This is a genomic window from Streptomyces sp. NBC_01298 (assembly GCF_035978755.1).
Taxonomy (GTDB): domain Bacteria; phylum Actinomycetota; class Actinomycetes; order Streptomycetales; family Streptomycetaceae; genus Streptomyces.
Window position 1 is genome coordinate 1,919,586 of record NZ_CP108414.1, and the last position, 20,369, is coordinate 1,939,954.

Below are 20,369 nucleotides of genomic sequence, written 5' to 3' on the forward strand. Positions count from 1 at the left end.
ACTCCGGCGGTAACCGCATTGCGACTGTCCAGGATGATGAAGGAAAGAGATGTTCAGATGACGACATGGCACGACGGACACGAAGACGTTCTCCACGAAGACGTTCTCGACGATTCGGTGGCGATCGTCGGAGTGTCCTGCCATTTGCCCGGGGCGACCGGGGCAGCGGAATTCTGGAATCTGCTCAGTGACAGTCGCAGTGCGATAACCGAGGTCCCGCTCGACCGGCGGGACGGAATGTCGAATTCGGTCCGGTTCGACGGCGGCACCCGCTTCGGGGCCTTCCTCGACGCGGTCGGGGACTTCGACGCGGCGTTCTTCGGGATGTCCGCGAGGGAAGCCGCGGCTACGGACCCGCAGCAACGGCTGGTGCTGGAGCTGGCCTGGGCGGCCCTGGAGGACGCCGGGATCGTCCCCGCCGCCCTGGCCGGATCGGCCTCTTCGGTGTTCGTGGGATCGCTCCGCGACGACTACGCCGGACTGGTGCTGAGCAGCGGCGACGGATCGATCACACAGCACACGAACACCGGTGTGCACCGGGGCATCATCGCCAACCGGGTCTCCTACGCCCTTGATCTGCGCGGTCCGAGCATCGTGGTGGACACGGCGCAGTCGTCGTCGCTGGTCGCCGTCCACCTGGCCGCCCAGAGCGTGCGGTCGGGCGAGTCGCCGGTCGCCATCGCCGCGGGCGTCAACCTCAACCTCCTCGCGGAGGGCGCGCTGGGGGCGCAGCGCTTCGGCGGCCTGTCCCCGGACGGGCACAGCTACGTCTTCGACGCCCGCGCCAACGGCTACGTACGCGGCGAGGGCGCCGTGGCCCTGGTGCTCAAGCCGCTGGCGGCGGCCCTGGCCGACGGGGACGACGTCTACGCGGTCGTGCGGGGCAGCGCCGTCAACAACGACGGGGCCACCCCCGGGCTGACGGTGCCCAGCCCGCAGGCGCAGGAGCGGGTCATCCGTGCCGCGCTGCGCCGGGCCGGCGTCTCCCCGGAGCAGGTGCAGTACGTGGAGCTGCACGGCACCGGGACCCCGGTCGGCGACCCGATCGAGGCGGCCGCGCTCGGCGCGGTCTTCTCGGGCCGGGAGGCGGACGGGGCGGCCGCCGGAGCGGACCCCCTGCTGGTGGGGTCGGTGAAGACCAACATCGGGCACCTGGAGGGCGCCGCCGGAATCACCGGGCTGCTCAAGGCCGTGCTCGGGATCCGCAACCGGCGCCTGCCCGCGAGCCTGAACTTCGCCACCCCGAATCCGGAGATCCCGTTCGAGGACCTCGGGCTGCGGGTCACCACGGGCCTTTCCGACTGGCCGCACCCGGACCGGCCGTTGATCGCCGGCGTCTCGTCGTTCGGCATGGGCGGCACGAACGCACACGTGGTCCTGAGCGAGCCGCCGGCCTCCGGGCAGGCCGCGGGTGGCGCGGAGCCGGACGCCGGACGATCCGGCATCGGACGATCCGACGCCGTCCAGTCGGCCACCGGGCAGTCGGCCACCGGGCGGGCGGCAGGTGGCGCGGAGCCGGACGCCGGGCTGGTCCCGGTACCCGTGTCGGGCCGGACCCGGGCCGCGCTGCGGGCGCACGCCGCCCTGTTGCGGGAGACCGGTTTCGCCCCGTACGACCTGGGCTTCTCCCTGGCCACCACCAGGACGGCGTTCCGGCACCGTGCCGTCGTCCTCGCCTCGGACGCCGAAGGCCTGCGCGCCGGGCTGGACGCCGTCGCACACGGGACGACCGCGCCGAACGTGGTCTCGGACGACGGGCCCGGGGCGGGGCAGGAAGCGGCGTCCGGTACCGCCGCGGGCCGCGGCGATGAGTCCGCCGGCCCGCGGACCGCCGAACTGGCCGCCCTCGCGGCCGAGTACGTCCAGGGCGCGGACGTCGACTGGGCGCCGGCGTACGCGGATGTCCGGGCCCGGCGGGTCCGGCTGCCGGGATACCCGTTCCAGCGGGAGCGGTTCTGGACCGGCGAGCACCACACCCCGGCGCCGGGCTCCGGCGCCTCTGGCCACTCCGGCGCCTCTGACACCGACCCGGCCGCCCTGGTCAGGGAACAGGTGGCGGCGGCCCTCGGCGCGGGCGACGTGGAGGGCGTGGAGCTGGACACGAACTTCCGGGACCTCGGCTTCTCCTCGCTCATGACGGTGGAGCTCATCGAGAGCCTGTCCACCGCCACCGGCCGGCCGCTGCCCAGCGGTCTGCTGTTCGACTACCCGACGCCGCAGGAGCTGATCGGATACTTCGCCGAGACCGGGATCGACCCGGGACACGCGGGGCGCAGCCCTTACGTGCCCCGCGCCTCCGCACGGGCGGACTCCTCCGCCGGCAGCGACGAGGACGCGATCGCGATCGTCGGCATGGCCTGCCGCTTCCCGGGCGGACTCGCCTCCCCGGAAGACCTGTGGCGCGTGGTCTCCGGGGAGCAGGACGTGACCGGCGCGTTCCCGACCGACCGCGGCTGGCAGCCCGGTGAGGGCTACTCCCGGGTCGGCGGATTCCTCGACACCGCGGCCGAGTTCGACGCGGAGTTCTTCGGCATCTCCCCCCGCGAGGCGCTGGCCATGGATCCGCAGCAGCGGCTGCTGCTGCAGACCACCTGGGAGGCGCTGGAGAGGGCCGGGATCGACCCCAAGTCCCTGCGGGGCAGCCGTACCGGGGTGTTCGTCGGCGGCACCTCCTCCGACTACGGCCCCCGGATGCACGAGGCCGGCGAAGACGTCAAGGGCTACGTGCTCACCGGGACCACGCCCAGCGTGCTTTCGGGCCGCATCGCCTACCAGTTCGGCTTCGTGGGTCCGACGCTCACCGTGGACACCGCCTGCTCGTCCTCGCTGGTCGCCCTGCACCTGGCGGTACGCGCCCTGCGCAGCGGCGAGGCGTCCGCGGCCGTCGCGGGCGGCGTGACCGTGATGGCCACACCGGGGATGTTCGAAGAGTTCTCCCGGCAGCACGGGCTGGCCGCCGACGGGCGGTGCAAGCCGTTCTCCGCGGACGCCGACGGCACCGGATGGTCCGAAGGCGTGGGCATGCTCGTGCTGGAGCGGCTGGAGGACGCCCGCCGCCACGGCCACCCCGTCCTCGCGGTGGTCCGGGGTACCGCCATCAACTCCGACGGCTCCTCCAACGGGCTGACCGCGCCCAGCGGCCTCTCCCAGCAGCGGCTGATCGGTGCCGCGCTGGCCGACGCCGGTCTGGCCGGGTCGGACGTCGACCTGCTGGAAGCCCACGGCACCGGTACCTCCCTCGGCGACCCGATCGAGGCCGACGCGATCCTCGCCACCTACGGGCAGGACCGCGAGGCGCCGCTGTACCTGGGCTCGCTGAAGTCGAACATCGGCCACACGCAGGCGGCCGCCGGCGTCGCCGGCGTGATCAAGACCGTGCAGGCCATGCGGCACGGGCTCCTGCCCCGCACCCTGCACGCCGACGTCCCGACCACTCGGGTGGACTGGGCTTCGGGCCGGGTCGAGCTGCTGACCCGGGCCCTGGAGTGGCAGCGCGCCGACCGCCCGATCCGCGCCGCGGTGTCCGCGTTCGGCATCAGCGGCACGAACGCCCACGTCGTCCTGGAGGAAGGCGAGCGGACCCCGACGGCCCTGCTGTTCACCGGCCAGGGGGCACAGCGCTCCGGCATGGGCCGCGAACTGTACGAGCGGTACCCGGTGTTCGCGCGCGCCCTCGACGAGGTGTGCGCCGCTTTCGACCCCCACCTGGACCGGCCGCTGAAGGAGCTGATGTTCGGCGCCGGGTCCGATGCCGCGCCGGAGCTGAACCAGACCCGCTACACCCAGCCCGCGCTGTTCGCCTTCGAGGTGGCGCTGGCCGAACTGGCCGCCGACCAGGGCCTGGCCGGCGACCTGCTCGCCGGGCACTCCATCGGCGAACTCGCCGCGGCCCACGTGGCCGGGGTGTTCTCGCTGCCGGACGCGGCGAAGCTGGTGGCGGCCCGGGGCCGGCTGATGCAGCAGGCCCGCTCCGGCGGCGCGATGATCGCCGTGGAGGCCACCGAGGCCGAAGTCGCCGGCACCCTCGTCGAGGGCGTCGTGGTGGCCGCGGTGAACGGCCCGGTCTCGGTGGTGCTCGCCGGCGATGCCGACGCCGCCGAGACCGTCGCCGCGGGATGGCGGGAGCGCGGCCGCAGGGTCACCCGGCTGACCGTCAGCCATGCCTTCCACTCCCCCCACATGGACGACGTACTCGACGAGTTCCGCACGGTGGCCGAGTCGGTCGACTACAGGCCGCCCCGGATTCCCGTGATCTCCACGGTGACCGGGCGACCGCTGCCCGCCGACACGGCCGGGTACGCCGACCACTGGGTCGCGCAGATCCGCGGCACCGTCCGGTTCCACGACGCCGTGTCGGCCCTGCGCGAGGCGGGCGCCGGCCTGTTCGTCGAGATCGGGCCGTCGGCCGCGCTCACCCCGCTGGTCAGGTCCGCCGGCGTCGCGCGGGCCGTCGCGCTGAGCCGGTCCGCCGGCTCCGAGGCGGACGTGTTCTCCGCCGGTCTGGCCCGGGCCCGGGGCACGGAGCCCACCCACCCCTTCCGCCGCGACCGGTACTGGCTGCCGCCGCGGCCCGCGCGCGGCGCCTCCGGTCACCCTCTGCTCGACTCGGTGGTGGAGCTGGTCGACCGGGACGAGGTGGTCCTGGCCGGATCCGTGTCGTTGGCCGACCACCCGTGGCTCGCCGGGCACGTGATCAACGGTTCGGTGCTGCTGCCCGGGACGGCGTTCCTGGAGATGGCACTGTTCGCCGGCGAGCGGGTGGGCCTGCCCGAAGTGGCGGACCTGACCCTGGAGAAGCCCCTCGTGCTGCCCGCCTCCGGCGCGGTGCAGCTCCAGGTCACCGTGCACGGCCGGCAGCTGGCGGTGCACTCCCGCCGGGACGGGGAGCAGGAGTGGACGCGGCACGCGTCCGGACTGCTCGGCGACACCGACCCGGCCTCCGGGCCCGGTGCGGATGACCTGCTGGAGTGGCCGCCCGCCGGCGACCCGGTACCCGTCGAGGACGCCTACGAGCTGCTGACCGGGCGCGGATACGACTACAGCGGCATGTTCCGCGGGCTGCGGGCGGTGTACCGGGACGGTGACACCGCGTACGCCGAGGTCCGGATCCCGGACGGGCACCTCGGTGCGGAGTCCGGCTTCCTGCTGCACCCGGCGCTGGTGGACGCGGTGCTGCACCCGATCGTGCTGGGCCTGGTGGACGGCGGGGAGGGCGCGCGCCTCCCGTTCGCCTGGAGCGGGGTGCGCCTGCACCCCGGCGCGGTCGGCGGGACCGAGTTCCGCGCCCGCCTCGCCCCGGCCGGCGGCGACACGTACGAACTGCTGCTCGCCGACGCGACGGGCACCGTGGTCGCCGCCGTCGAGGGACTGGCCTTCCGGGCGTCGTCCCCGGCCTCGGCCGACGCCGTCCCGCTGTACGAGCTGGCCTGGCAGCCCCGCACCGCCCGGACCGGTGACGCCGACGGCGACGCCCCGCGTCCTACCGTGGCCGAGGTCGCCCCGGCCCGCACCCCCGCCGCCGCGGCCACCGCCGCGCTCGCGACGATCCGAAACTGGGTGTCCGCCGACCACGAGGCGGGGGACCGGCTGGTGCTGGTCACCCGCAACGCGGTGGCCGTCGCACCGGGCGAGCGCGTCGCCGACCCGGCCGCGGGCGCGGTGTGGGGCCTGGCGCGCACCGCCCAGAGCGAGTACCCCGACCAGATCGTCGTGGTGGACGTCTCCGGCACCGCCACCGCGGCGGAAGCCGCCGAGGCGGCCGTACGGACCGGGGAGCCGCAGCTCGCCGTACGGGACGGCGGGCTGCTGGTGCCCCGGATCGCCAGGTCCGCCGCACCGGCCCCCGGCACCTCCCTGATCGAAGGCACCGCGACCGCCGACGGCACCGCGGGCGCGGCAAGCAGCGCGGCCCCGTTCGGCTGGAACCCCGACGGCACGGTCCTGATCACCGGTGGCACCGGCGGGCTGGGCGCCTTGATCGCCCGGCACCTCCACCACCGGCACGGCGTACGGAACCTGCTGCTCGTCAGCCGCCGCGGCCCGGACGCGCCCGGCGCCGCCGAGCTGGCGGCGGAACTCGACGGCGCGCGCATCGCGGCCGTCGACGTGACGGACCGCACCGCGCTGGCCTCACTGATCGAGGGCCTGCCGGCCGCCAATCCCCTGACCGCGGTGATCCACACCGCCGGGGTACTCGACGACGCCACGATCGGCGCCCTCACCGAGGAGCGGATCGGCACGGTCATGGCCGCCAAGGCGGACGCCGCGCGGTACCTGCACGAGCTCACCGCCGACCGGGACGTGGTCTCCTTCGTCCTGTTCTCCTCGATCTCCGGTCTGCTCGGCACGGCCGGCCAGGCCAACTACGCGGCGGCCAACGCCTACCTGGACTCGCTGGCCGCGCACCGCCGCGGCCTCGGCCTGCCCGGCACGTCACTGGCCTGGGGCCTGTGGGAAGAGGGCATGGGGCAGTCCCTCTCCGCCTCCGACCTGGGCCGCTGGACCCGGTCCGGAGTGGCGCCGCTGACCGCCGGGCAGGGGCTCGCCCTGTTCGACCGGTCGCTGTCCGCGGACGCGGCGGACACCGTGCTGCCGGTCCCGGCGATCCTCCAGCCGTCCCTTCTCGCCGAAACCGGTCCGGTCCCGCCCCTGTTGTCCGGGCTGGTCCGCCGCCGCAAGCCCGCCGCGGCCGCTCCGGCCGCCCGCGCGGGTCGGGCCCTGACCGCGAAGCAGGCCGAGGAGCTCGTACGGGCGACCACGGCCGGGGTGCTGGGACTGCCGAGCCCGAGGGCGCTCGACCTGGGCAAGGCCTTCCGGGAGCAGGGCTTCGACTCGCTGGCCGGCGTGGAGCTGCGCAACCGGCTGATCGCGGCCACCGGCCGGCAGCTCCCCGCCACCCTGGTGTTCGACCACCCGACGCCGCAGGCCCTGGCCGCCTTCCTGGCCGAGGAAGCGGGCACGGCCGGGGACCGGCGGCAGGCGGGCGGTGCCCGGCGGCCGCGGAAGGACCGCGGCCGCACCGACGAACCGATCGCGATCGTCGGCATGGCCTGCCGGTTCCCCGGCGGAGTCCGATCCGCCGACGACCTGTGGCAGCTGGTGCTGGACGGACGGGACGCCATCTCCGAGTTCCCGACCAACCGCGGCTGGGACCTGGACGGGCTGTACCACCCCGACCCGGACCACCTCGGCACCAGCTACACCCGGCGCGGCGGGTTCCTGCACGAAGCGGACCTGTTCGACGCGGCGTTCTTCGACATGTCGCCGCGCGAGGCGCTGGCCACCGACCCCCAGCAACGGCTGCTGCTGGAGACGGCGTGGGAGACCTTCGAGCACGCCGGGATCGACCCGGCGGTCCTGAGCGGCAGCCGGACCGGTGTGTTCACCGGCGTGATGTACGACGACTACGCCTCGCGCCTGGCCGTCACCCCGCGGGAGGTGGAGGGCTTCCTGCTGGCGGGCAACACCTCCAGCGTGATCTCCGGCCGGCTGGCGTACAACTACGGCCTGGAGGGGCCGGCGATCACGGTGGACACCGCGTGCTCGTCCTCCCTGGTCGCGCTGCACCTGGCCGCGAACTCGCTGCGCTCGGGCGAGGTGGACCTGGCCCTGGCGGGAGGCGTCACGGTCATGTCCGGGCCGAGCACGTTCGTGGAGTTCTCCCGGCAGAAGGGGCTGTCGACCGACGGCCGGTGCAGGTCCTTCTCGGCCGACGCCGACGGAACCGGCTGGTCGGAGGGCGTCGGCCTGCTCCTGGTGGAGCGGCTGGAGGACGCCCGGCGCCACGGGCACCAGGTGCTGGCCGTGCTGCGCGGTTCCGCGGTGAACTCCGACGGCGCCTCCAACGGGCTGACGGCACCGAGCGGGCCCTCGCAGGAGCGGGTGATCCGCGCCGCCCTGACCGACGCCGGCCTCGCCTCCGACGACATCGACCTGATCGAGGCGCACGGCACCGGCACCCGGCTCGGCGACCCGATCGAGGCCCAGGCCCTGCTGGCCACGTACGGGCAGGACCGCGCGGAGCCCGTCCGCCTGGGTTCGCTGAAGTCGAACCTCGGGCACGCCCAAGCCGCCGCCGGTGTCGGGGGCGTGATCAAGATGGTCCAGGCGATGCGGCACGGCGTCCAGCCGCGCACCCTGCACCTGGGCGAGCCCTCGCCGCACGTGGACTGGTCCGCGGGCGCGATCGAGCTGCTCGGCGAGCAGCAGGAGTGGCCGGACCTCGGCCGGCCGCGCCGCGCCGCGGTGTCGGCGTTCGGGATCAGCGGCACCAACGCCCACGTCATCCTCGAACAGGCCCCGGCCCCCGCCGGCACGGCCGCCCGGCCCGGCCCCGTCCCGCCGGTGGTGCCGCTGGTGCTGTCGGCCCGCACCGACCAGGCCCTGCGGGAGCAGGCCGCCGAGCTGCGCGCTCACCTCGACGGACACCCCGACCTCGACCTCGCCGACGTGGCCGGCACGCTCTCCGGGCGGCGTGCCCTGCTGGACCGGCGGGCCGTCGTGCTCGGCGCCGACCGGGAATCCCTGCTGCGCGGCCTCGACGCCGTCGCGGCGGGCACCGCGGCCGCGGGCGTCGTCCAGGGGCACGGCACCGGCCGCGGTGCGACGGCCTTCCTGTTCACCGGGCAGGGCGCGCAGCGGGCCGGGATGGGACGCGGGCTGTACGAGCGGTCCGACGTCTTCCGTACCGCGCTCGACGCGGTGGCCGCACACATCGACCCGGTGCTCGACCGGCCGCTGACCGCCGTCCTGTTCGCCGAACCGGAGAGCGCCGACGCGGCCCTCCTCGACCAGACCGCCTACACCCAGGCCGCGCTGTTCGCCGTGGAGGTGGCGCTGTACCGGTTCGCCGAGCACCACGGCGTCACCCCGGACTACCTCCTCGGGCACTCGGTCGGAGAGGTGGCCGCGGCACACGTGGCCGGCGTGTTCGACCTGCCCGATGCCTGCCGCCTGGTCGCCGCCCGGGGCGCTGCCATGCAGTCCGCCCGCGACGACGGCGCGATGGCCGCGCTGGAGGCCTCCGAGGAGGAGGTGCTCGAATCCCTGGCCGCCGGGGCGGCGATCGCCGGGGTGAACGGCCCCCGGGCCGTCGTGGTGTCCGGTGACGCCGACTCGGTGACCGCGATGATCGCGCTCTGGTCGGACCGGGGCCGACGGACCCGGCGCCTGTCGGTCAGCCACGCCTTCCACTCGGCGCACATGGACGGGGTCCTGGCCGGCTTCCGCGCCGAGCTGGACACCGTTGCCTTCCACGAGCCGCTGATCCCGGTCGTCTCGAACGTCACCGGGGAGATCGCCACCGCCGGGCAGCTGACGTCACCGGACTACTGGGTGACCCATGTCCGGGAAGCGGTCCGCTTCTTCGACGGCGTGCGCACCCTGCGGCGCGGCGGTGTCACCGAGTTCGTCGAACTCGGCCCGGACGGAGTGCTGACGGCGATGGCCGGACAGGCACGCGCGGACGAGGCCCCCGACACGGTCGGCGACACGGGCGACGGCGCCTCGGTGTCGATGCTGCGCGCCGGACGCGGCGACGTGGAGAGCGCGTTCACCGCCCTCGGCGCCCTGCACGTCCGGGGCGTACCGGTGGACTGGTCGGCGGTGCTGCGTACGACCACGCCGGTACCGCTGCCGCGCTACCCGTTCCAGCACCGCCGGTACTGGCTGGAGACCCCGTCGTCCGCGCATCCGCTGCTGGACACCGTGGTGGACCTCGCCGACGGCGGGACCGTACTGAGCGGCGAGATCGGCGGCGCCGGCTGGATCGGCGACCACCGGATCCGCGGGGAGGTCCTCGTACCCGGCACGGCGCTGCTGGACATGACGCTGCACGCCGGGGCCCGGCTGGACTGCCCGACAGTCGCCGAACTCACCTTCACCACACCGCTGGTGGTACCCGAGGAGGGTGCCGTGGCCGTACAGGTCCGGGTCGAGGCCCCGGAGCCCGACGGCAGCCGTGCGGTGACGATCCACTCCGGGCCGCGGGCCGGGAGCGGCGAGCCGGCCGAGTGGACCCGGCACGCCCACGGCGTGCTCGTGCCCGGACGGCAGGAGCCCCCGGCCGCACCGGAACCGGCCGGCACCGAGGCCGCCCTGGCCGGGGTGTACGAGCGGCTCGGTGAGCACGGCTACCACTACGGCCCGGCGTTCCAGGGCCTGATCGCGGTGCGCCACGCCGACGACGAACGGTTCGTCGAAGTGGAGCTGCCGAAGCGGTACCACGGCGAAGCGGCCCGGTACGGCGTACACCCGGCGCTGCTCGACGCGGTGCTGCACGTGCTGCTCCCCGGAGTCGTCGATCCCGGCGCCCGGCCGGTGCTGCCGTTCTCCTGGACCGGGGTGACCCGGTACGCGACCGGAGCGACGGCCCTGAGCGCGCGGGTCACGGTCCGCGGGACCACGGCGGGCCTGGTGGTCCACGACCGCGAAGGCCGCGCGGTGCTGACGGTGGACGAACTGGCGCTGCTGCCCGTGGGCGCGGGACATGCGCCCGCGGGGATGCACACGGTGGTCTGGCGCAATGCCGCCGGCCCCGACTCCTCCCTCGAACCGGCTGTCATGCACCGTGTGGCGTCCCTGCCGGAACACGCCCGGCACGCGGAACACGACGTCCCGACGGCGGCCAGGGCGCTGGTCCAATCCGTTCTGGCCGAGCTCAGGGCGGTCCTCGCCGAGGACGACCAGCGCCGGCACGCCTTCGTGATCACCCCGGGCCTGTCACACGCCGCGCTGCGCGGCCTGATCCGCACCGCCCAGGCGGAGAACCCCGGCAGGTTCGTGCTGATCGAGGCCGGCGAATCCGCCGACGGGGCGCGGCTGGAGGCCGCGCTGCGGACCCCGGAGCCGGAACTGGCGATCCGCGGGGACAGGCTCCTGGTGCCGCGGCTGGCCCGCCCGGGCGGGCCGGCGGCGGACGCCGCGACCCCCGGGGTGGACCTCTCCGCGGGCCCGGTCCTGGTCACCGGCGCCACCGGAACCCTCGGCACGGTCCTGGCCAGGCACCTGGTCGTACGGCACGGGGTGCGGAACCTGGTGCTCCTCAGCCGGCGGGGCGAAGCGGCGCCCGGCGCCGCCGACCTGCGGGACGAGCTGGTGGACCTCGGCGCGGCCGTGAGTCTGGTGGCCGCCGACGCGACCGACCGGCAGGCCCTCGAGCGCGTGTTCGCCGAGCACCAGCCTGCCGCGGTGGTGCACACCGCGGGCGTCGTCGCCGACTCCACTCTGGCCGGCATGACGGCCGAGCAGGTCGACGCGGTGCTGCGTCCGAAGGTGGACGCGGCCTGGCACCTGCACGAACTGGCCGGCGACCGCCCCCTGTTCCTGTACTCCTCGGTCGCCGGACTGCTCGGCACCGCGGGCCAGGCGAACTACGCGGCGGCCAACACCTTCCTGGACGCCCTCGCCGAGCACCGCCGCGGCCTCGGACTTCCCGCGGTCTCGCTGGCCTGGGGCCTGTGGGCGCGGACAAGCAGCATCTCCGAACAGCTGACCGACGCGGACATCCAGCGGCTGGCCCGCTCGGGCCTGCGTCCGCTGGACACGACGGAGGCGCTCGGCCTGTTCGACGCCTCCCTCGACGCGGCCGCCGGCGTCGGCGCCGCGGTGCTGGCCCTGACCCGGTTCGACCGCTCCGCGCTCCGGGGCCGGACCGATCTCCCCGCGGTGCTGCGCGACCTGGCCGGACCGGCCGCCGGCACGACGGTGGCCGTGCGGGACCACGCGCCCCACGGGGACGGCGCGGACGCGTCGGGATTCCGCCCCGCGGCCCTCCGGGAGATCGTCCGCGACCAGATCGCCGCGGTCCTCGGCTACGCCGACGCTTCCGAGATCGAGGAGGACCGCTCGTTCAGCGAGCTCGGTTTCGACTCGCTCACAGCCGTCGAGCTGCGCAACCAGCTCGGCACCGCGATCGGCCGCCGGCTGTCCGCGACCATCGTGTTCGACCACCCCACCCCGGCCTCGCTGACCGAGCACCTGCTCGGGCTCGTCGCGGCCGAGGAGCCGGCGCCGGCCGCTCCGGTCCGGGAACGGCCGGCGGCGGCCGGGGACGGCCACGACGAGCCGATCGCGATCGTCGGGATGGCCTGCCGCTACCCGGGCGGGGTCGCCTCGCCGCAGGACCTGTGGCGGCTGGTGGCCGACGGCCGTGACGCCACGTCGGACTTCCCGGTGAACCGCGGCTGGCCGGCCGACCTGTTCCACCCCGACGCGGACCACCCCGGAACCTCCACGACCCGCCGGGGCGGGTTCCTGCACGACGCCGACCGCTTCGACGCGGAGTTCTTCGGCCTGTCGCCGCGGGAGGCGATGGCCGTCGACCCGCAGCAGCGGCAGCTGCTGGAGACCACCTGGGAGGCCGTGGAGCAGGCGGGCCTGGACCCGCAGGACCTGCGCGGCAGCCGGACCGGCGTGTTCGTCGGCGTGATGTACAGCGACTACGGCTCGCGGCCGGACCTGCCGCCGGAGGGGGTTCAGGGCTACCTCTACAGCGGCAGCGCCGGAAGCATCGCCTCCGGCCGGCTCGCCTACACCTTCGGGTTCGAGGGGCCGACGCTCACCGTGGACACCGCGTGCTCGTCCTCGCTGGTCGCGGTGCACCTGGCCGCGAGCGCACTGCGCGGCGGGGAGTGCGAGCTCGCCGTGGCGGGCGGCGCGACGGTGATGGCCACGCCGACGCCGTTCGTGGAGTTCTCCCGGCTGCGCGGACTGTCCGAGGACGGCCGGTGCAAGTCGTTCTCCGACGACGCCGACGGCACCGGCTGGTCCGAGGGCGCGGGCATGCTGCTGCTGGAGAAGCTGTCGGACGCCAAGCGCAACGGGCACCGGGTGCTCGCCGTCCTGCGCGGCTCGGCGGTGAACTCCGACGGCGCCTCGAACGGGCTGACGGCACCGAACGGCCCCGCCCAGGAGCGGGTGATCATGGCGGCGCTCGAATCCGCCGACCTGTCCCCCGCCGACGTGGAACTGCTGGAGGCGCACGGCACCGGGACCAGGCTCGGCGACCCGATCGAGGCGCAGGCCGTGATGGCCACGTACGGGCGGGACCGCGAGCGCCCTCTGCTGCTGGGCTCGCTGAAGTCGAACATCGGACATGCCCAGGCGGCGGCGGGCGTCGGCGGGATCATCAAGGTCGTCCAGGCCATGCGGCACGACATCGCCCCGGCGACCCTGCACGTCGGCACTCCGTCCCGGCACGTCGACTGGTCGGAGGGCAACGTCGAGCTGCTGACCGAGGCCCGCCCGTGGCCGCGGGGCGCACAGCCCCGCCGGGCCGGCGTGTCCTCCTTCGGCTTCGGCGGCACCAACGCGCACGTGGTCCTGGAGGAGGCCGAAGCCGCACCGGCCCCTGCCTCCGGGGCACGGGCCTCCGGGGCACGGGGCTCCGGGGCCCCGGTATCCGCGGCTCCGGCCGGCCCCGCGCGGCCCCCGGTCCCCTGGGTGCTGTCCGCCCGTACCGGGCAGGCGCTCGCCGAGCAGGCGGAGCGGGTCGCATCCTTGTCCACGGCGGACGAGTCGTACACCCTGGCCACCCGTTCCGCCATGACGTACCGGATCGCGGCGATGAGCCCCGAGGCGCTGCGGGACGCGGTCCCGGTCCGCGTGGCGGGAGGCCGGCTGGCCTTCGCGTTCACCGGGCAGGGCGCCCAGCAGATCGGCATGGGCCGCGAACTGGCCGCCGCCTACCCGGTGTTCGCCGCGGCCTTCGACGCGGTCTGCACGCACTTCGACGCCTCGCTCCGGTCGACGGTGCGGACGGCCATCGCCGACGGCTCGGGCCTGGACGAGACCGGCACGGCGCAGCCCGCGTTGTTCGCCTTCGAGGTCGCACTGTTCCGTCTGGTGGAGTCGTGGGGAATCCGGCCCGACGTGGTACTCGGCCACTCGATCGGCGAGCTGGCCGCCGCACACGTCGCCGGCGTGCTGTCGCTGCCGGACGCGGCCAGGCTGGTCGCCGCCCGCGGCCGCCTCATGCAGGCCCTGCCCCGCGGCGGCGCGATGGTCGCCGTGGAGACGGCCGCCGCCGAACTGGGCGGGCTGGACCTGCCCGACGGGGTCGCGGTCGCCGCGGTCAACGGTCCCGCCTCGGTCGTGCTGTCCGGCGCCGAGGAGGCCCTGCTGCCCTTCGTCGCATCGGAGTTCACCGCACGGGGCAGGCGCACCAAGCGTCTCTCGGTCAGCCACGCCTTCCACTCGCCCCTGATGGAGCCGATGCTGGAGGACTTTCGGGCGGTCGCCCGGGAACTCGCCTACCGCGCCCCGGCGATCCCCGCGATCTCCACGGTCACCGGAGCGAACGCCGAGGAGTGGACCGACCCCGAGTACTGGGTGAACCAGGTGCGGGCGACGGTTCGCTTCCACGAGGCGGTGCTGACCGCCCGGGACGAGGGTGTGCGCACGGTCCTGGAGGTGGGACCCGACGCGGTGCTCACCGGCATGGTCGCGGCCGCGTTCCCCGCCGACGAGGCGGACAGCCCGGTCGGGGTGCCGCTGCGGCGGGCCGGCCGGCCCGAGACGGATTCCGTGGCCGGCGCGCTCGGCACCCTGTTCACCCGCGGTGCCGGGATCGACTGGAGTGCGGTGTTCCCCGGCGCCGAGCCGGTGGACGCGCCCACCTACGCGTTCCAGCGCAAGCGGTTCTGGCTCGACCCGGCCGGACGGGCCGACGTGGTCGGCGCCGGTCTGCGCTCCGCCGGACACCCGCTGCTGGGTGCGGCGGTGGACCTGGCCACGGGCGGTACGGGCGAAGGCGGCGCCACCGTCTCGACCGGCCGGGTCTCGCTCGCCGCCCAACCGTGGCTGGCCGACCACCGGGTGCGGGGCGTCGTGATCGTCCCCGGTACGGCGCTGGTCGAACTGGCCGCTTCGGCGGGCCCGCTCGCGGAGTTCACGGTGACCGAGCCGGTGGTCGTACCGGAGTCCGGTGCGCTCACCCTCCAGATGGTTGTCGACGGCGCCGACCTCACGCTGTTCTCCCGGAGCGGCGATCCCGGCTCCGGCGACCTTCCGTGGACCCGGCACGCCGCCGGAACCCTCGCCCCGGAAGGCCGCCCGGCCGTGGCGGAGGCTGATCCGTGGCCGGAGGGCTCGACGGAGATCGACCTCACCGGGGTGTACGACCGGGTCGCCGGGCACGGCTACGCGTACGGTCCCGCCTTCCAGGGGCTGCGGCGTCTGCTGCGCAACGGCGACGAACTGTTCGCCGAGGTCGAAGTCCCGGCTGAGGCGGCCCCGTCCGGTACCGGGTTCGCCGTGCACCCGGCGCTGCTGGACGCGGCCTTGCACGCGCTGCTGCCCGGCGTCGCCGGGGACCGGCCGGCCACCTTGCCGTTCGTCTGGAGCGGAGTGCGCTTCCACGCCCCCGCGGCGGCGGGCGCCCCCGTCCTCCGGGCCCGGATCACTCCCACGGGTCCGGACTCCGTACGCCTGCTGGTGACCGATGGCGACGGCCGCGTCCTGGCCGAGGTGGACGAGCTGGTGCTGCGCCCGCTCACCGGTCTCCCGGGCGGCGCCGCGGCCGGGGAGAACCTGCTGTACACCCCGGTGTGGCGCAGGCCCGAGCGGTCCGGCGAGCCGGCCGGCGCGTCGGTGGCCGGCGCCGGGTACGAGGTGCTCCTGGTCGGTTCCGGTGCCGGCGACCTGCCTCAGCGGGCCCGCGGCGCCGTCCGGCACATCCTGGGGGTGCTGCGCGACCGGCTTGCCGGCGACGCCCCCGGCAAGCTCGCGGTGGCCATCGGCTCCGACCTGGCGCATGCCGGTGTCCGCGGCCTGGTCCTCAGCGCCGCGGCCGAACATCCGGGCCGGTTCGTCCTGGTGGACCTTCCGGGCTGGGACGGCTCCGCGGACGTACGGGACACCGTCGCCGAGGCCTTGGCCGGAGCCGAGGGCTCGGACGAGCCTCAGGTCCGCATCGCGGGAGGGGAGCTCCTCGTCCCGCGCCTGGTCCGGTACGAGCGCCCCGCCGGTGACCGGCCGGGCGGCACGCAGGGCGAGGACGGGAGCGGGGACCGTCCCGCGTTCCCCTGGGACGAGGGCACGGTGATGATCACCGGGGCGAGCGGCGCGCTGGGCTCGGAGTTGGCCGCGCACCTGGTGGCCCGGCACGGCGCCCGTTCACTGCTGCTGGTCAGCCGGAGCGGGAAGGCTCCGGAGCTCGAAGGCGCCGGGGACGGCGTCGAGATCATCACGGCTGCCTGCGACGTGACCGACCGCGAGGCGCTGGCCGCACTGGTGGCACTGCACCGGCCCGTTGCCTTCGTGCACGCCGCCGGGACGCTGTCCGACGGGACCCTGGAGGGCCTCACGCCCGAGCAGGTCGACTCCGTGCTCCGGCCCAAGATCGATGCCGCCTGGCACCTGCACGAAGCGGCCGGTGACCGGCCCGTGGTGCTGTACTCGTCGATCGCAGGGCTGCTCGGCACGGCAGGGCAGGCGAACTACGCGGCGGGGAACACCTTCCTGGACGCCTTGGCCGAGTACCGCACCTCGCTTGGCCTGCCCACGGTCTCGCTGGCCTGGGGACTGTGGGAGACCGGGATGGGCGACGGGCTCGCCGACGCGGACCTGCGACGGATCCTCGGGCTCGGGCTGCGTCCGATCTCGGTGCCGGACGCGCTGGCCGCCTTCGACGTCGCCACCGCGGAGATCGCCCGCCCGGCCACGGACGACGGCCGGCGCCCGGTGTTCGCCGTGACGGGGCTCGACCGGGCCGCGCTCGGCGTCGCCCCGCACCCGCACCCGGTGCTGCGGGGCCTCGTACCCCGTACCGCACCTGCTGCCGCTCCGCGGGCCGGTCTGGACCGGGCGGCTCGGCAGCCGGCCGGAATCCCGTGGGACCAGCCGGGGGCCGTGCTCGACATGGTCCGCCGCGAGGTCGCCGCCGCCCTGGGCCACGACGAGGTGTCGGCGATCGCCTCGGAGGTGCCGTTCACCGACCTCGGCTTCGACTCGCTCACGGCGGTCGAACTGCGCAACCGGCTGGCGACCGTCACCGGCGAACGCCTGCCGACCACCCTGGTGTTCGACTATCCGACGGTGGCGGCCCTGGCCGAGAACCTGCGCACCATCGCGGCGACGAGCCAGGCAGCGCCCGTTCTCGACCAGCTGGAGACGCTGATCCGCGAGGGGCTGCTCGACCTGGATGCGGTGGCACGGCTGCGACAGCTGGTCGGTCACGCCCCGGCGGGCCGCAGCGCCCGGGACGAGCAGCCGGACAAGGACCTGCAGGACGCGGCCGACGAGGATCTGTTCGCCATGGTCGACGACCTGGGATAGACACCCCGCCGGAGGGCTCCCGGGTGCCCGGCAGGGGTGTTCCACCCTTCGACCGGACCCGGGAGCCCTCCGGCCCCCATCCCCCATCCCTCATCCCTCGTCACCCAACATCATCACCCAATAGACCGAATATTCAGGCGAATTCACCGATAGGGTACTGATCCATGGACAAGAATGACGTCACCAGGCTGGTCGGGCAATACATCGCGATCTGGAATGAATCCGACGACCGACTTCGGCAAGCCCTGATCGAGGAAGTCTTCACCCCCAACGCGACATACACGGATCCGAACATCGTCGCCCGGGGCGCCGCAGCCATCAGCGATTACCTCGCCGTGGCACAACGGAACTTCACCGGGATTCCCTTCACTTCGGGTCCGGTACTGACCCATCACGACGTGGTCCACTTCGCATGGCAGGCCGGCCCCGCCGGCGGCGTGCCGGTGGTGAGCGGATTCGACGTCGCCTCCTTCGAGGACGGCAGGATCAACCGGCTGACCGGATTCTTCACAGACTGATGACCCGCTCCTGGGGCACATGGTCACCGGGGAAGGAGTTCGTCCCGACAATCAGTGGCAATGCCCTGAGCAGGCCCGCTCTTTTCACCGATACGGAATCCGGGTCGCCGAAGATCCGGTGGAAGGTGTCCCAGGTCGATTCAGCGATGCAGTCCCCGATGGTCGCGATCAGATTCTCGAAGAGCCGGGCGACCGCATCGACCGACAGGGTTTCGAGCAGGATCCGGGTGCTGTTCAGCTGGCCCTGTCCCCACTGGGGGAACCTGCGGTGGAAATCCTCGTTCGCGCAGGCCACGATGAGCAGCATCCCGGACTGGCTTCCCGATACGAGCCGTTCGAAGAATTCGAGCGTGGCTTCGTCGGCGAGGTGCAGATCGTCCGCCACCAGGACTACCGGGTGCTTGCGGGCGAGTTCGTGCACGAGGCGCTCCGCCTCGTGCACACGGCCCGCCGGCTCCGGGCCGTTCGGATCGGCGGCGCCGACCGGGTCCGTCGGGCCGGTCTCGCGCAACAGCGACCGCAGTTGAGCGACGACCGATGCCGGGTCGATGCTCACCGACCTGCTCACCCGGTACTTCACCACGAAGGGAGCGGGGCGGGCCTCCTCCTCGAGCAGCCGGCAGAACTCCATCAGGAGCCGGCTCTTCCCCGTCCCGTGGTCGCCGAGGATGGTCACGAGGTGGGGAAGGCTCCGCTGTTCCACCCGCTGGAAGGTCCGCTGCAGGATCTCCATCTCGTGATCCCGGTCCATGAACGGCTTGGTGTCGACCGGATACTCCACCGAACGCGATTCGGCGATCCAGTAGGGCAGCTCCTCGACGCCCATGGCCAGGTAGGACGCCTGGTCGAGGGTCAGCGCCCTGGTGCGGTCGGACACCCAGATCACGCCGTCCGGCACCTGGGGGAAGATCTCCCAGCACTGGTCCAGCAGTGTGCCGTTGGCCGAGACCCGATTGCGGCGGGGCGCCGGGTCGGAGTGCCGCTGGAGGTCGCCGGTCGCCACCATGGCCCTGATCGCGATGCCGTGCCGACTCTCGTCCGACGCGTCGAGGCTGTCCCGCAGCAGCAGGGCGAGCTGCGCCGCGCGCGCGGCGCCCTCCCGCGGATCGTCGAGGTCGAAGAGGGCGATCGTCGCGGAGCCCACGGATGCGACCACCTCTCCCCCGCAGCACTCCACCCCGGCCCTGACCAGGGTGTGTATCCCGTCGAGGAGATCGTCCACACCCACGGGGTGCGGCGTTCCCGCCCCGGCGCCGACATGCGCTCGGACGATCATGACCGTCACCTCGCGCCGGTGCGACCGCTCCGGGGCCGCGGCCGAAGCCTGTGGCCGGCTCGTCGTGTTCAGCAGGCCGGGCGCGGGTCCGTCGGCGGCGGGAGGCGCCTTCGGAGCGGGCCGCGCACTCACGTCGGCCGGTCGGCCGGTCCAGCTGGCCTCCTGGGCCCCCGGCTCGACTTGGGAGAACTCGTTGAGCGTCGGGTCGTGCGACAGGATCCGCCGCTGCAGGTCCCGCAGCCACGGCCCGGGCTCCAGACCGAGCCGGTCCACGAGTTCGGAATGCGTGCGCTGGTAGACGGTGAGCGCTTCGCTCTGCCGGCCGGCACGGTACAGGGCCAGCATGAGCAGTCCGCGGGCCCGTTCCCGCAGCGGCTCGGCCTCCACCAGCGTCTCGATCCCGCTGATCACTTCGCGGTGATGGCCGCAATCCAGCTTGGCCTCGAAGTACAGCTCCTGGGCGTCGATGCGAGAGTTCTCGACGATGCTCGACTCCGGCCAGACGATCCCGGCTTCCACGAGATCGGCCAGCAGGTCTCCGCGCCACAGGTCCAGCGCGTCCCGCAGGACCACGGCGGCCTCGGCCGGGAGCCCGTCGGCCATCATCTTGCGCCCGCGCTCCAGCCGGTGGGAGAAGGCGTGTACGTCGACCATTTCCTCGTCGATGTGCAGCGTGTATCCGGGGGAACGCGTGATCAGCGCCGGCGCCGACTCACGCCCGCGCAGCGACCGCAGCACCGACCTGAGCGACCAGACCGAATTCTGAAGAATCTTCCGGGCCGTAATGGGCGGCTCACCATCCGGCCACAAAGAATCCAGCAACCGACTGGTCGCGACAACCTGATTCGGCTCGAGCAGAAGTCGCCCCAGCAGTGCACGCTGCTTTACTCCACCGAGAACCGCCCGTTCACCATCACGAACCACTTCCAGCGGTCCGAGCAAGCGAAATTGCATCATGACCCTCCCCCGTTTATGCATGATCAATAAGCACCCCGCCCCGCGAATCCACGCGGCAACGACGGGGGATTTAATGAAATCTACGCATCAGGCACGATCGGATGATCCACGATCCGCGAGCAGAGCCACTGCGCAGGAAAACTGCTCCGAGACGGCGGATGCGCCTATCTCGAGAACGGCAGGCGACAGGCCGCAAACAGCCTCGTACAGCATACGGAAACCGGGGGCCCGGCCGGGAATCTCGGTCGCGGACACACAGACGGACAGGTACTCAGGCATGCAACGAGAAATGGCCGCCGAGTATCGATATCGATCCACCCCCACCGCATCAACAGAGAAACTTC

Annotated in this window: 3 protein-coding genes; 2 read left to right on the plus strand and 1 reads right to left on the minus strand. The window is 73.8% G+C overall.

Going from position 1 to position 20,369, the window contains the following annotated elements:
* The first annotated feature begins 57 nt into the window (after window positions 1–57).
* The gene (locus OG730_RS08865; RefSeq protein ID WP_327303709.1) at window positions 58–17,274 is read left to right on the plus strand and encodes an SDR family NAD(P)-dependent oxidoreductase; all 17,217 of its coding nucleotides are present in this window, start codon (window positions 58–60) and stop codon (window positions 17,272–17,274) included.
* A 164-nt stretch (window positions 17,275–17,438) separates the two neighbouring features.
* Complete coding sequence (locus tag OG730_RS08870; protein ID WP_327303710.1) at window positions 17,439–17,792, plus strand: nuclear transport factor 2 family protein; 354 nt, start codon at window positions 17,439–17,441, stop codon at window positions 17,790–17,792.
* Here OG730_RS08870 and OG730_RS08875 read toward each other — a convergent pair.
* Window positions 17,782–20,010: an ATP-binding protein gene (locus tag OG730_RS08875; protein WP_327303711.1), complete on the minus strand. Its 2,229-nt coding sequence runs from the start codon at window positions 20,008–20,010 to the stop codon at window positions 17,782–17,784. The genes OG730_RS08870 and OG730_RS08875 overlap by 11 nt on opposite strands.
* Window positions 20,011–20,369: the final 359 nt, after the last annotated feature.

Excerpts from the sequence above, each read along its gene's own strand:
- OG730_RS08865 (WP_327303709.1), top strand. The coding sequence starts at position 58 with ATGACGACATGGCACGACGGACACGAAGACGTTCTCCACGAAGACGTT.
- OG730_RS08870 (WP_327303710.1), top strand. The coding sequence starts at position 17,439 with ATGGACAAGAATGACGTCACCAGGCTGGTCGGGCAATACATCGCGATC.